A 13,720-nucleotide genomic window follows, 5' to 3' on the forward strand; every position below is an offset into this window, starting at 1 on the left:
GGGGGCGGCGGTGAAGGATCTTTATCGTCGCCCCATTGGATTACATCAAAAAGGGGAGTTGCATGGCTATCCACATTGTCGAAGAAGCGAATCGTTGCCTTGGGTGCAAGAAGGCGTTCTGCCAGCTTAAAGGCTGCCCGGTTCAGACGCCTATTTCGCAGGTCATCGACCTGTTTAAGCAGCGCCGTCTTGAAGAGGCGGGCGAGCTGCTGTTCCAGAACAATCCCATGAGTGCGGTCTGCTCCATGGTGTGCAACCATTCGGGCCAATGCGAGGGCGCATGCATTCAGGGCCGTAAAGGCGCGCCGGTGCATTTTTCGAGCATCGAGAACTATATCTCGACTGCATATTTGGACCGCAAGGAGTGGAAGCCCTCGCCGTCGTGCGGCAAGCAGGTTGCCGTGGTCGGTTCCGGTCCTGCTGGCATTACCGTGGCCATTAAGATGGCCCAGTTGGGCTGTGCCGTCACGGTGTTTGAACAGCGCCCCGAGATCGGCGGCGTGCTGGAGTACGGCATCCCCGAGTTTCGCCTGCCCCGTGCTCTCGTGCAAAAGTATCGTCACGTGATGTGCTCGCTTGGCGTGCGCGTCCGTCCCTCGACCACCATCGGTGGCGCGCTGCATATCGACGACCTGCTGCGCGACGGTTACGATGCGGTCTTTGTCGGTACCGGTACCTGGCGCGCCCGCAAGCTGGGTATTCCCGGCGAGTCGCGTGGCAACGTACTGTTTGGTATCGATTACCTGGTCGATCCCACGAGCGTGGCGATCGGTCAGAACGTGGCGGTTATCGGTGCCGGCAACGTGGCCATGGATGTTGCCCGTACGGCCCTGCGCTCAGGTGCTCGCAAGGTTACCGTGTATGCCCGATCGCGCCATATCTCGGCCATCGATGACGAGGTGGAGCTGACCGAGCTTGACGGTGCCGAGATCGTGCGCGGCAAGGCGATCTGCGCCATCGACGATAACGGTCCGGTGTTCGAGACGGCTATCTTTGACGAGGACGACAACGTGGTGGGCTATGAGGAAGAACTTGACCATGTGCCCGCCGACACGGTTGTGATTGCGGCCTCGCAGGTGCCTAAGGACAAGCTGGTGCTTACGACGGGCGGTCTGGAGACCGACCATCGCGGCCTTCTTTCGGTCGATGAGCACGGCATGACCACCGTGCCGGGCGTCTTTGCCGCCGGCGACGTCGTCAACGGCCCGCTCACCGTGGTCCATGCCGTAGCGGGCGCCAAACTCGCCGTCGAAGGCATGACTAACTACCTGGGCCTCTAATTCCATCTCATCCATCGGTTGCGGTGAAATAGTTCCTGTTTGACGCGCCAAGCACCCCCTTCAGGAACTATTTCACCGCAAATTTTTTGTGGGTCGAGCGAAAGCTGGGGGAGCGCGTGCGATCGGGTACTGCGCGGATACTGATACGATAGATACGTCAGCAACTGCCGCCGAGCGGCTCAAATGAAAGGAACCCTGTATGGAGTCCTCCGCCTATCCGATGCTCTTTAGCCCGATCAAGGTCGGTACGACCGAGGTCAAGAACCGCGTCTTTATGCCGCCGGTATCCACCAACCTGGCCGATCATGGCTATGTGACCGACGACTTGGTCGATCATTACCGTGCCCGCGCCAAGGGCGGCGTGGGCCTGATCATCACCGAGGTCGTGACGGTCGAGCCCACCTATACCTATCTGCCGGGTGACATGTGCTGCTACGACGACACGTTTATCCCCGGCTGGGAAAAGCTCGCCGCGGCCGTCCACGAGTACGGCTGCAAGATCATGCCGCAGCTCTTTCACCCCGCCTACATGGCCTTTAACGTTCCGGGCACGCCGCGCCTGATCGCCCCGTCCTTTGTGGGCCCGTCCTATGCCCGCGAAGCGCCGCGCCCCATCACGGTCGATGAGATTCACGAGCTTACGCATCAGTTTGGCGACGCGGCCGTGCGTATGCAGAAGGCCGGCGTCGATGGCGTCGAGGTCCATGCGGCGCACGCCCACGGTATGCTCGGCGGCTTTTTGACTCCGCTCTACAACAAGCGTACCGACGAGTACGGCGGCTCGCTCGACGCCCGCATGCGCTTCCTGCTCGAGGTCATCGCCGAGATTCGCGAGCGCTGCGGCAAGGACTTCATTATCGACGTCCGTATCTCGGGCGACGAGTACACCGATGGTGGCCTGACCCTCAACGACATGATCTACGTCTCGCGCCGCTTGGAGAAGGCCGGTGTCGACATGATTCACGTGTCGGGCGGTACCACTATCAAACGCGGCTCTGCAATTCCCGCCGCCGGCACGCAGCAGGCCTCGCACGCCGCCTGCTCGCGCGAGATCAAAAAGCACGTGAACATTCCCGTTGCCACGGTCGGCCGCATCAACGAGGCATGGATTGCCGAGGAGCTGATCGAGGACGGTGCCGCCGACATCTGCATGATGGGCCGCGCCAACCTGTGCGATGCCGAGTTCTGCAATAAGGCGGCTGCCGGCAACGCCGACGAGATCCGCCCTTGCATCGGCTGCCTGCGCTGCCTGAACGGCATCATGTTCGGCAAGCGCATCTCCTGCACCGTCAACCCGGACGTGGAGCGCGACGAGGCCGGTTACGAGCCTGCCGCCGAGGCCAAGAACGTGCTCGTCGTGGGCGCCGGCCCCGCGGGTATGGAGGCGGCCTACATTGCCGCCAAGCGCGGCCATAACGTGGTGCTCGTGGATAAGCAGGACGAGCCGGGCGGCGAGATGCGTATCGCGGCCGTGCCGCCGGCAAAGCAGGAGCTCACGCGCGTGATCAAGTATCAGTACCGTCGCCTGGCCGAGGCCGGCGTGAAGTGCGTATTTGGCACCGAGCTTACTGCCGAGGACATTCAGCGTGACTACGCCGGCTACGAGGTTGTCCTGGCTTATGGCGCCGAGCCCATCGCTCCGGCCTTCATGCAGGCCTTTAAGCAGGTTATGACGGCCGACGACCTGCTGGGTGGCAAGGCTTTCCCGGGCAAGAAGATCGTCATCGTGGGCGGCGGCACCGTCGGTTGCGAGACGGCAGATTACCTGGCCCCGCTGGTCAACGACCTGTCGCCGGCCAATCGCGATGTCACCGTTATCGAGATGACCAAGACGCTCGCCGCCAACGAGGGCGGCGCCGGCCGCGCGGTGCTCATCACGCGCATGCTCTCCAAGGGCGTCCACGTGCTGACCGAGGCCAAGGTGACCGAGATCACCGAGGATGCCATCAGCTACGAAAAGGACGGCGAGGTCCACACCATCACCGGTGCCGATACGCTGGTGCTTGCCATGGGCTATCGTCCCAATACCAAGCTGGCCGACGACCTGGCTGCAGCCGGTGTTGCCACCCACGTGCTGGGCGATGCCAACAAGTGCGGCAACATCCGCGACGCCATCGGCGATGGCTACAAGGTCGCCTGCGAACTGTAGGCTCTTGGCAAAAAGGGGAGCGGCCGCCTTGCAGTGGCTCAAGCGATAGCCAATCAAAAAAGGCGCCGCGACACATGGATTGTCGCGGCACCTTTTGCTTGGTGGTTTGTTGGGGTTCGGTGCGCCCCGTGGGCCTTATTACAGGCCCAAGATCTCCTTGACCTTGGCGATGATGACCTCGTCGGTGGCGTTGGCAAAGAAGTGCTCCTGGAAGTGCTCGCCGGCAAGTGCGCCCTTCACCAGGTCCTGATCGATCTCGCCCAGGACGTCGACGAGCGGGCGCATGGTCACAGCGCGCACGCCATCGAGGATCTTCTTGTTGCGCTGCTCGGGCTCAACGCGTTCGGCGGGGTAGCCGTTGCCCGAACCAAAGCCAAAGAGCTTCTCGAAGGTGTACTCGAGGTTGAGCTCCTGGCCCCAGCCGTTTTTGAGCGCGAAGGGCATGGCGACGGCGTTGCCATCGTTGACCTGGGCAAAGGTGTAGGCATCCAGCGGGTCGGCAACATGACCGCACAGCACGCCGGGGAAGGAGTTGCAGGCGAGCATGGCGCCCTCGCCGGTGCCGCAGCCAGTCACGACGTAGTCGGCGGCGCCGGAGTTCAGCAGCACGGCGGCAAGAATGCCGTTCTGCACGTAGGTGAGGGGCTTGGAGTCGGCGTCGGCATACATGCCATAGTTAAAGACGGTGTGGCCCATGGGCTCAACAACCTTCTTAAGTGCGGCCTCGATCATGGGGTTCTTAGAGTTCTGAGAGTTCTCGTTGATCAGAGCGATCTTCATTTGAGTTAACCTTTCAACTTAGTTTTTCAGTTTTTGTTTCTGTATGCGGGCGGCGGTTAATCCGACCCGCGATGAGCTATGCGGGCAGTTGGCAGTTAAGTCTGCCGCGAGTTCCGCACGCAAAGGAAAGCACTTAATGTGCTTTCCGTCTTGCGCAGGACTGTCCGAGCAGCAGACTTAACTGCCAACCGCCTCGCCCAGTTTCCTTATTGCGGCTGCTTGCCGATGTAGGCCAGGATGCCGCCATCGACGTACAGAATGTGCCCGTTGACAAAGTTCGATGCGTCGGAAGCCAGGAACACAGCGGGGCCCTTCAGGTCCTCGGGCGTGCCCCAACGGGCCGCCGGTGTCTTGGCAATGATGAACTGGTCAAACGGGTGACGGCTGCCGTCGGGCTGCGTCTCGCGCAGCGGCGCGGTTTGCGGTGTGGCGATATAGCCGGGCCCAATGCCGTTGCACTGGATATTGGCCTCGCCAAACTCGGAGCAGATGTTCTTGGTGAGCATCTTGAGTCCGCCCTTGGCGGCGGCATAGCCGGCGATGGTCTCGCGACCCAGTTCGCTCATCATCGAGCAGATATTGATGATCTTGCCGTGGCCCTTGGCGATCATGCCGGGCAGGCAGGCCTTGGACACGATAAACGGTGCGTTGAGGTCGATATCGACGACGCGGCGGAAGTCCTCTGCACTCATGTCGAGCATCGGGGTGCGCTGGATGACGCCGGCGTTGTTGACCAGGATGTCGGGCGTGGTGCCAAAATCTGCCTCAATCTTGGCTATGAGCTCGGCGACGACGGTCTCGTCGGTGACGTCGGCAACATAGCCGTGAGCATCAAAGCCCAGCTCACGGTAGTGCTTTTCGGCCTCGGCGACTTTGTCGGCGTGACGGGCGTTAAAGGCAATCTTGGCCCCGGCCTCACCGAGTGCCTCGGCAATGGCCATGCCAATACCGTAGGTGGCACCGGTCACGAGCGCGACTTTGCCATCTAGGCGGAAGCTGTCCATAAGATCAGACATAGCAATCCTTCCTAAAGAAACGTTCATCTTTATGAGTCCTACTTCTAATACAAGCTCAGTATAGGAGAAGCAGAGGAATTTACTCGCAGCTTTTCCTAGAATCAGGTGAACGTTCACTTTTAAAAGGCGAACGGTTGTGGCCGATTGTCGCGATGCCCGCCATTCGCTCTGTGCCTGTGCACTCTCCGCAATCATGTTGCGGTTGTAGGGCAGGTGCAAACACATCGCATCGTGTGCCGCGGTGGGCTTGCGCGCTTTGTGGCCATGCTTGCCATCTGCGGCTCGAAGGGGAGGCGACATGCTCATAACCTGTGCGGGGAGCGTCGCAGGATGCGATAGTATTACGTGGAGAGATATTCGACAAACTGTGGGCTTCATCCGAGGGCTTTATGGAACAACACCAGCATTATCAGAGCCTGCAAGATCAGGCATACAACGCACTGCGCTCCAAGATCATCTATGCCGAGCTCAGGCCCGGCACGCGCCTTTCGGCGATTGGTCTGGAAAAGGAGACGGGGATCGGGCGCACGCCCATTCGCGAGTCTTTTGTGCGCCTGCGCGAGCAGGAGCTGGTGGAAACGCGTCCCAAAAGCGGCACCTATGTCTCAAAAATCAGCATGGAGCACGCCGAGAACGCCTGTTTCTTGCGCGAGAAACTCGAGAGAAGCGTGCTTATTAAATGCTGCTCTGCCGCCACGCCCGAGCAAAAGCAGCGGCTCGAGCAGATTCTTGCCGAGTCCGAATCGCTCGACCATAGCGAAACGCGTCGCTTTTTCGACCTGGATAACCTGTTCCATGAGACGTGTTTCGTGATTGCTGGCCGTCACATGTTGTGGGATTGGATGAAGAGCGTCAACACGCATTTTGAGCGATACAACTGGTTGCGTATGGTGTCGCAGGATCTGGATTGGGAGCCGATTCGTCGGCAGCATCGCCGGATTCTCGAGGCCATTAAGAGGGGCGATACCGACGCGGCGAGCTATCTGGCAGAGACACACCTGCACTTGATGCCCGAAGAGCAAGGTCCGGTTATCGCTTTGCATCCCGACTATTTTGAGCTGTCCAAAGACTCGGCCATCTAATCGTCTCCCCCATAAGTCGCGATGAAATAGGGGTTGTTGTGCTGCCCAGGTGGTGCAGACGCCCCCCCCAGTTCACTCACGAGCTCGGGGCCTTTTTCGTCCGGATTGTTGACGTATTGCCGAACGAAAATAGTTTGCGTTTGGTAATAAGCGTACGAAAGCGCAGTTTCCATTCTCATTTCGGACGCAAATCAAGACGCAAACCGTTTGCGTCTTGGTATATTTAGTACGCAAACGGTTTTCGTCTTATAATATGGTCATGAATGGTACGAAACGAAGAGGTTGGGCGTATGGTTGTTAGAGAGAGCCCTACAGTCGAATACAAGGAAAGCGTTACGCCGACGTTTCTTAAAACGGTGAGCGCTTATGCAAACTACGGGACGGGCAAGATTGAGTTTGGCGTTGATGACGAGGGCGTGGCTGTCGGCCTTACAGATCCGGTCGCAGAGTGTCTCCGCATTGAGAACATGATTAATGACAGCTTGGATCCCGCTCCCCGTTACACGCTCGAGCCCGATGAGAAACACGGGACCGTAATCCTTACGGTTTATGAGGGACAGGACAAACCCTATCGAAGCAAGGGAAAGGCCTACAGGCGAAACGATTCGGCAACGGTGGAGGTCGACCGGTTTGAGTATGGCAGGTTGACGCTCGAAGGCAGCAACGTAACGTTCGACGCGCTCACGTCGACTCGCCAGGACTTGAGTTTTTGCACGCTCGAGCAAAAGTGTGTTGAACATCTCGGCATTTCTGAGCTAACGTCGGATATTATGCGCACGCTTCGCTTGCTCGGTAAGGACGGCTATACCAACGCTGCGGCGATTTTGGCGGATAAGAATGATTTTCCTGGCATCGACTGCGTCCGTTTTGGTGATACCGAGGATGTGATCTTGGATCGTGAGTCGGCGACAAATGTATCCGCAATTGAACAGGTGGACAGGGCGGTGGCTATGTTTGCACGCTACTACCGTTATGAACGTATCGAAGGGATGGAACGCGTCCAAACCGATCGAATTCCTCTCGAGGCGTTTCGCGAAGCCGTTGCAAACGCTTTGGTGCATCGGACGTGGGACGTTCGAGCGAATGTTCAAATTGCCCTGTACGACGATCGCGTCGTTGTCACTTCGCCCGGATCGCTGCCTGCCGGTTTGACGACGGAACAATACCTGTATGGGCAGATATCCGTGCTTAGAAACCCAATTGTCGCCGAGGTCTTTTTAAAGCTGGATTACATCGAGAAATTTGGCACGGGAATCGCGCGAATCAGGCGTGCGTATCGAGATTCTTTAAGCCGACCGGTATTTGATGTTCGCGGCGGCATGGTGACCGTCACATTGCCCGTTATCGATGCCTTTGAGGGGTCTGAGGAAGAGGCCCAGGTTCTCAAGGCTTTGCCGGTCGGACGAATAATGTCGCGGGGCGAGATTGAGCAGCAGACGGGGTTGAGCCGCGCGCGTGCGTTGACGGCGCTTGAATCGCTGATTGGGCGGAACGCGGTTGTAAAGCGGGGGACGGGGCGTTCCACGAAATACGAGCGCGCATAGGCCAAAAGAACCATATTGCAAGACAGGCCCCAAGCCTTTGCCCGCTTGGGGCCTGTTGTATGTTGGCTGGCAGCGGTCGATTTATAGCAAGATATAGCAACGTTAGTGAGATATAGCAACGTATAGCGCTGTTCGCGGGCTCTTACGGTGGTGCTATTATCCGAATGCCGCGCGGATAAAGTGCTGGGCGAAGAGCTTGTTGGCGACGTTGATGACGTGGCCCAAGAACAGCGCCGAGATGGCTGTGGTCACGCCAAAGCCGCCTAGGTTGTGCATGAGCGCGAGCGACAGAATGAGGGACACGGCGACATGTGAGCAGTCGAACACGACTTTTACGTCGCCAAAGCGGCGTTTAAGCTTTTCGGCAATGACCTGCACCAAGCCGTCGGGCGCGTTGGGGACAACGCCCATGTTGACGACGAGACTTACGCCAAATGCGGTGACAGCGAGGGAGAGCAGCATGGTCGCAACCTGTGCGGGGAGTGCCGTGGGATGCAGTGGGTTGACCGCCATGAAGAAATCGGTGAAGCCGCCGATGAGCGTCGAGAAAAAGATTTCGAGAAGAATGCGAAGTTGAAACTCGCGGCGGAGGATAACAGCCTGCGCGGCGATGTAAGCAACGTAGGTCGCAGTGATCCAAAAACCGAGTGTTTTGCCGGTGAGCATGGACAGAGTTGTGGCGAAGCAGGTGAGCGCTGCCACCCCAAGCCCCGATGCTGTCTGGATGCTCATGCCGAGTGCCAAAATGGCAACGCCGGCAAGATACATGAGCATCCTGATGACTGTGTGGAACCAATCTATATTCTCGCCATTCATTACGATGAGCGGCCGCATGTCGTGACCTTCCTTTCGGAATTTGGGAGATGCAGTAAAGGCTGCGGCGCCGCTTGGGGGAAAAGATCGGAAGCAAGGATCCATTCCTCCAGACGGCGCCGCAGCTGTTTGGGTGACATGGCTTTTGTCGAAGTGGCTTAGTTGAGTGCGCCTGCCAGCCGCATAAACAAAGCGGCTCGGGGGCGTGTCGCTTCCGTCACGTTCTATCAGCATACAAGACGGTTTCGGTTCTTGTTCGTGACGGAAACGGCGCGCTTCCGAGCCGTTTTAGGGGGGGGCGCGACCGAGGCCGCGCCCCCATGATAGAGAGCGAGTCAAGCGGGGAAGTCAAGTAGAAAATCTACCATTTCACCCCGTCTCAGGCGGCAGGGTTAGCCGCGGACCTTCTTGACGACGTCCATGGCCTCGCGGGCGATCTGCTCGACCTTGGAGAAGTCGCCGTCGGCGAACAGGGCCGGCTTGACCATCCAGGTGCCACCGCAGGCGATGATGGCGCTGGAGCTCAGGTACTCCTCGACGTTGGCGGTGCTCACGCCGCCGGTGGGCATAAAGCGATGGCCGACAAACGGAGCGGCGAGGGCCTTGATGGTGTTGAGGCCGCCATACTGGGCCGCGGGGAAGAACTTGGTGACCTTGAGGCCGAGGTTCTCGGCGGCGGTGACCTCGGAGGGGGTCACGGTGCCGGGCAGCACGGGCAGGTCGATGTCGATGCAGTGCTTCACGACGTCCTCGTTGTAACCCGGGGAGACGATGAACTTGGCACCGGCGGCGCGGGCCTGCTCAACCTGCTCGACGGTCAGGACGGTGCCGGCGCCAACGCACATCTCGGGCTCGGCGGCGGCCATAGCGGTGATGCACTCGGCGGCGCAGGCGGTGCGGAAGGTGACCTCGGCGGACTTCATACCAGCTGCCATAAGGGCGTGAGCGAGCGGAGCGGCGTCCTCGACCTTGTCGAGCACGACGACAGGCACGATGCCCAGGGATTCAAGCGTGGTGTAGAACTGATCGAACATGGTGTTCCTTTCGATGTGAGGCGCGCACGGGCGCATGATTGCTAAATGTGCTGGTCAAGAGCCGGTTTTGGATTGGTTATCGGAGGCACTGCTTGGGGTTCAAGCAATTCCAAAACCGGCTGCGCGACCAGTCGTATAGGGAATGCCGGGCAAAACCGGAATGGGACTGGTGGTTTTGCCCGACCGGAAAGATCGGGGAGCGGGCCGCAGGGGTATGGGTATGGAAAGCTGCGGCCCGCGGAATGGAGACGGCTTAGCGCGCAACGCGAGTGCCACCGTCGGCGGCGTTGGCGACGGCTGCGATCTCGTCTGCGGTCACCAAGTTGGAATCGCCCTTGATGGTGAGCTTGAGGATCGAGGCCGCAATCGCGTAGTTGACGGCGTCCTGTGGGTCAAAGTCGTTGATGAGGGCATGGACGAGTCCGGCGTTGAAAGCATCGCCGGCGGCAACGCCCTCGAGCACGTGCACGTCGTGAGCAGGGGAGAACCAGTGCTCGCCGCTCTCGGCGTCAAAGAGCATGCCCATCCAGATGGAGCGCTCGACGCAGGAGATGTTGCGGACGACCGAGGCGACCTTCTTGCAACCGTACTCGGCGCAGATCTGACGGGCCATCTCGACGTAGGTGTCGCGCTCCTCGATTCCGTGGGCAAGGGAGCCGGAGACGCAGGTCATACCGAGGCCGGCAGGCGCGTCCTCGTCGTTGGCGATGCAGATGTCGACGAGCGGCAGGAGTTCCTTCATGGTGGCCTGCGACTTCTCGGGCGACCACATCTTGCCGCGATAGTTCACGTCGCACACGGTGGTGATGCCCTTGGCGCGGCAAGCGGTGAGGGCATCCTTGCAGGCAGCGGCCATCTCGTCGGACACGGCGGGCGTCACGCCAGAGAAGTAGAAGACATCGACGCCCTTGAGGATTTCGTCCCAATCAAAGACGTCGCGCTTGGCCATGTTGATGGCGGAATACTTGCGGTCGTAGACGCAGCCGTTGCCGCGCTGCGAGGCGCCAACCTCAAACACATAGGAGCCAAGACGGTCGCCCTGACGCACAACGCGCGTGGTGTCAACGTCGTAAACCTTGAGCGAACGCAGGGCGCACTCGCCCAGACGGTTGGCCGGGACAACGGAGACGTAAGCGGCTTTGTCGCCCTGATAGGCCAGGGAAAGCGCGGTGTTGGCCTCGGCGCCGCCGTAGCGGACATCAAACTCGGTCGCCTGCTCAATGCGCAGATGGTCTTTGGGCGAGAGCCTCATCATGATCTCGCCGAAGGTAAGAACCGTTTTACCCATGGTCGCGCAGCTCCTTCTTGCTCGTGCGTACACCTTTGATATGGCGTTGGCACGGAGGTGCCAAGACGGTAGGGTGCATCTTTGCACCTCCGTGCCAACGCTTGCCGAAATCGGTTTACGAAATCGGTTTCGTTTCGAGTTGTAGTATACTCACCTACAGCGTTTTGCAACCGAGATTTTTAAAAAATGCCTAAAATGGCTCAGACTGCTGACGATTGGGAAACGGGGTGCGCCATGGCGCAGATGAGGATTAAGGACATTGCCGCCGAGGCGGGCGTGAGCCCGGCCACGGTCTCGCGCTATCTCAACAACCGCCCCGGGCAGATGACCGAGGAAACCCGCGCTCGCATCGCGGCGGTTATCGAGCGCACTGGCTATCGCCCACGTGCCGCCGCACGCAATCTACGCAGCTCGCGCACCAACCTCATCGGCGTGATTCTGGCCGACATCGCCAACCCGTTCTCGAGTGCCATGCTCGAAGGGCTTTCCGCCAGTGCCGCCGCGCGCGGCTGCTCGCTTATGACGGCCATTAGTGGCAACGATCCCGCCAAGGAGGCAGAGTCGCTCACCAGACTTATCGATGCCGGCGTGGACGGCCTGGTCGTCAATACCTGCGGAGGCAACGACAAGGCGATCGCCGAGGCTGCGGGACGCCTGCCCGTCGTGCTGCTCGACCGCGATGTTGCCGACGGCGGTGTCGATCTGGTGACCTCCAACAACCGTGAGCTGGTCGCCGGCCTGGTAGACGCCTTGGCCTCTGCTGGCAGCGAGCGCCTGTGCCTGCTCACCGAGGCAAGCGATGACAGCCCCGTGCGTCGCGAGCGCGCTGAGGCCTTTGCCGGCGAGCTTTCGCGCCGCGGTCTTGCGGGCGAGGTCGTCACCCTGGCCGACGGTGGCGCCACGGGTGTCAGTCGCCTGGACGAGACCATCCGCGGCTATGCGGGTAAAAAGCTCGGCCTCATTGCCGTCAACGGTCTGGTCTTCCTGCGCCTGACCGAGGCGCTGGCACAGTTGGGACCTTCGTTGCCGGCGGGTCTCAAGATCGCAACGTTTGACGACTATCCCTGGAACCACGTGCTCTTTGGCGGTGTGACCACGGCAGCGCAGGACACTCTTACCATTGCCGAGCGCGTAGTCGAGCGTCTGTCCGAACGCATCGACATCGTTACCACTACGGTGGGCGATGCCGCAAAGCTCGCCCCCAAGCGCATCGAGATCCCCGGCCACATCGAACACCGCGCCTCGACCTTACGCTAGCCGCTCGTTCGCAACGGTCTGCTCGCGCACGTTTTTTTGAGCGCTTGATACGCTTTAACCCTGCGGAAACATTTTTCTGCGATAGTATCTGCGATATAGACCAGTCGAAACCCGCCCGAAAGAAAGGGGAGCGACATGAACCAGCAGAACATCGATTACGTACTCCGCTCCGTAGAGCAGCGTGACATCCGCTTTGTGCGTCTGTGGTTTGTCGACATTCTCGGCCGCCTCAAGAACTTTGCCATTAGCCCCGAGGACCTCGAGGTCGCTTTTGAAGAGGGTATCGGCTTTGACGGCTCCGCCATCGAGGGTTTTGCCACGCCCGAGGAAGCCGACATGCTGGCGTTTCCCGATGCTTCGACCTTCCAGATTTTGCCGTGGCGTCCGAGCCATAACGGCGTTGCCCGCGTGTTCTGCGATGTATGCACTCCCGATCGCAAGCCGTTTGCCGGCGACCCGCGCGATGCCCTGCGCCGCATGTTCCGCAAGGCCGAGAAGGCTGGCTATCTGCTCAACGTGGGTGCCGAGCTGGAGTATTACTACTTCCCCGACGAGCACACTCCCGAGCCGCTCGACAACGTGGGCTACTTCGATCTTTCGGTGAGCGATGCTGCCCGCGACCTGCGTCGCAACACGGTCCTCACGCTCGAGAAGATGTCCGTGCCCGTGGAGTACACCTTCCACGCCGCCGGTCGCTCGCAGCATGGCATGAGCCTGCGTCACGCCGAGGCCCTGAGCATGTCCGACGCTATCACCACGGCCAAACTCATCATTAAGCAGCAGGCCTACGAGAGCGGTTGCCACGCCTCCTTTATGCCCAAGCCGTTGGCGGGCGAGGACGGCAGCGCCATGTTTTTGCATCAGTCGCTGTTCGACCACGACGGCAACAACGTCTTTTGGGGCGAGGACGACGAGAAGTACCACCTCTCCGAAATCGCCAAGCACTACATGGCCGGCATCTTGGCGCACGCGCGCGAGATCAGCGCCATCACCAACCCCACGGTCAACTCGTACAAGCGCATCACCACGGGTGGCGACTCCGTGCCGCAGTACGCCACGTGGGGCCTGCGCAACCGCGCGAGTATGGTCCGCATCCCGGTCTACAAGCCCGGCAAGCCGCTGTCCACGCGCATCGAGCTGCGCAGTCCCGACCCCATGGCCAACCCGTACCTGGTCAACGCCGTCACGCTGGCGGCTGGTCTGGACGGCATCGAGCGCAAGCTGGAACTCCCGCCCGAGGCCACGGCCGAGACGCTCAAGCTTACCGACCGTCAGATGGTCGAGGCCGGCTACGCGCCGCTGCCGCGCTCGCTCAAAGAGGCGCTCGACGTGTTTGAGGACTCGCAGTTTATGAAGGATGCTCTCGGCGAGCACATCCACAGCTTCTTCCTCAAAAAGAAGCGCGACGAGTGGCATAAGTTTGAGTCTACGATCACCGAGTGGGAGATCAAGCACTACCTGGCGAACTCCTAATCGC

General features: G+C 60.0%; 11 protein-coding genes. 6 read left to right on the forward strand and 5 right to left on the reverse strand.

The features are described from left to right. The first annotated feature begins 62 nt into the window (after positions 1–62). Positions 63–1,280, forward strand: a complete 1,218-nt coding sequence (locus DW195_RS00180; RefSeq protein ID WP_118205204.1) for an FAD-dependent oxidoreductase — start codon at positions 63–65, stop codon at positions 1,278–1,280. A 199-nt stretch (positions 1,281–1,479) separates the two neighbouring features. Continuing rightward, the gene (locus DW195_RS00185) at positions 1,480–3,429 is read left to right on the forward strand and encodes an NAD(P)/FAD-dependent oxidoreductase (RefSeq protein ID WP_118205206.1); all 1,950 of its coding nucleotides are present in this window, start codon (positions 1,480–1,482) and stop codon (positions 3,427–3,429) included. Positions 3,430–3,567: 138 nt separating this feature from the next. Here DW195_RS00185 and DW195_RS00190 read toward each other — a convergent pair whose 3' ends face one another. Beyond that, positions 3,568–4,209, reverse strand: coding sequence for an RpiB/LacA/LacB family sugar-phosphate isomerase (locus DW195_RS00190; RefSeq protein WP_118205209.1), 642 nt, complete (start codon positions 4,207–4,209; stop codon positions 3,568–3,570). A gap of 206 nt (positions 4,210–4,415) precedes the next feature. Continuing rightward, a complete protein-coding gene (locus tag DW195_RS00195) occupies positions 4,416–5,225 on the reverse strand; it encodes a gluconate 5-dehydrogenase (protein WP_117797090.1) in 810 nt (269 codons plus the stop codon). Positions 5,226–5,614: 389 nt separating this feature from the next. Between DW195_RS00195 and DW195_RS00200 the strand changes: the two genes are divergently transcribed. Further along, complete coding sequence (locus DW195_RS00200; protein ID WP_118205211.1) at positions 5,615–6,307, forward strand: GntR family transcriptional regulator; 693 nt, start codon at positions 5,615–5,617, stop codon at positions 6,305–6,307. Positions 6,308–6,597: 290 nt separating this feature from the next. Continuing rightward, positions 6,598–7,851 carry an ATP-binding protein gene (locus DW195_RS00205; protein WP_158567858.1) on the forward strand — a complete coding sequence of 418 codons (1,254 nt, stop codon included), beginning with the start codon at positions 6,598–6,600 and terminating at the stop codon, positions 7,849–7,851. Between the two features lie 156 nt (positions 7,852–8,007). On the opposite strand, the gene DW195_RS00210 is transcribed toward DW195_RS00205, so the two are convergent. The 3 genes from DW195_RS00210 to DW195_RS00220 all read right to left on the reverse strand — a co-directional run bounded on the left by DW195_RS00210 (position 8,008) and on the right by DW195_RS00220 (position 10,986). Continuing rightward, positions 8,008–8,685, reverse strand: coding sequence for a YitT family protein (locus tag DW195_RS00210; RefSeq protein WP_118205215.1), 678 nt, complete (start codon positions 8,683–8,685; stop codon positions 8,008–8,010). 371 nt (positions 8,686–9,056) lie between these two features. Then, positions 9,057–9,698, reverse strand: coding sequence for a bifunctional 4-hydroxy-2-oxoglutarate aldolase/2-dehydro-3-deoxy-phosphogluconate aldolase (gene eda / locus DW195_RS00215; protein WP_117797082.1), 642 nt, complete (start codon positions 9,696–9,698; stop codon positions 9,057–9,059). Positions 9,699–9,951: 253 nt separating this feature from the next. Further along, positions 9,952–10,986, reverse strand: coding sequence for a sugar kinase (locus DW195_RS00220; RefSeq protein ID WP_118205217.1), 1,035 nt, complete (start codon positions 10,984–10,986; stop codon positions 9,952–9,954). Positions 10,987–11,220: 234 nt separating this feature from the next. Between DW195_RS00220 and DW195_RS00225 the strand changes: the two genes are divergently transcribed. After that, the gene (locus DW195_RS00225) at positions 11,221–12,243 is read left to right on the forward strand and encodes a LacI family DNA-binding transcriptional regulator (protein ID WP_158567859.1); all 1,023 of its coding nucleotides are present in this window, start codon (positions 11,221–11,223) and stop codon (positions 12,241–12,243) included. A 135-nt stretch (positions 12,244–12,378) separates the two neighbouring features. Then, a complete protein-coding gene (locus tag DW195_RS00230; RefSeq protein WP_117648002.1) occupies positions 12,379–13,716 on the forward strand; it encodes a glutamine synthetase family protein in 1,338 nt (445 codons plus the stop codon). The last annotated feature ends 4 nt before the right edge of the window (positions 13,717–13,720 follow it).

The organism is Collinsella sp. AM17-1 (assembly GCF_003470665.1).
GTDB lineage: Bacteria > Actinomycetota > Coriobacteriia > Coriobacteriales > Coriobacteriaceae > Collinsella.

What these genes read in the sequence shown, in the direction of transcription:
- DW195_RS00180 (WP_118205204.1), top strand. Translation starts at nt 63, where the DNA reads ATGGCTATCCACATTGTCGAAGAAGCGAATCGTTGCCTTGGGTGCAAG.
- DW195_RS00185 (WP_118205206.1), top strand. Translation starts at nt 1,480, where the DNA reads ATGGAGTCCTCCGCCTATCCGATGCTCTTTAGCCCGATCAAGGTCGGT.
- DW195_RS00190 (WP_118205209.1), bottom strand. Translation starts at nt 4,209, where the DNA reads ATGAAGATCGCTCTGATCAACGAGAACTCTCAGAACTCTAAGAACCCC.
- DW195_RS00195 (WP_117797090.1), bottom strand. Translation starts at nt 5,225, where the DNA reads ATGTCTGATCTTATGGACAGCTTCCGCCTAGATGGCAAAGTCGCGCTC.
- DW195_RS00200 (WP_118205211.1), top strand. Translation starts at nt 5,615, where the DNA reads ATGGAACAACACCAGCATTATCAGAGCCTGCAAGATCAGGCATACAAC.
- DW195_RS00205 (WP_158567858.1), top strand. Translation starts at nt 6,598, where the DNA reads ATGGTTGTTAGAGAGAGCCCTACAGTCGAATACAAGGAAAGCGTTACG.
- DW195_RS00210 (WP_118205215.1), bottom strand. Translation starts at nt 8,685, where the DNA reads ATGCGGCCGCTCATCGTAATGAATGGCGAGAATATAGATTGGTTCCAC.
- eda (WP_117797082.1), bottom strand. Translation starts at nt 9,698, where the DNA reads ATGTTCGATCAGTTCTACACCACGCTTGAATCCCTGGGCATCGTGCCT.
- DW195_RS00220 (WP_118205217.1), bottom strand. Translation starts at nt 10,986, where the DNA reads ATGGGTAAAACGGTTCTTACCTTCGGCGAGATCATGATGAGGCTCTCG.
- DW195_RS00225 (WP_158567859.1), top strand. Translation starts at nt 11,221, where the DNA reads ATGGCGCAGATGAGGATTAAGGACATTGCCGCCGAGGCGGGCGTGAGC.
- DW195_RS00230 (WP_117648002.1), top strand. Translation starts at nt 12,379, where the DNA reads ATGAACCAGCAGAACATCGATTACGTACTCCGCTCCGTAGAGCAGCGT.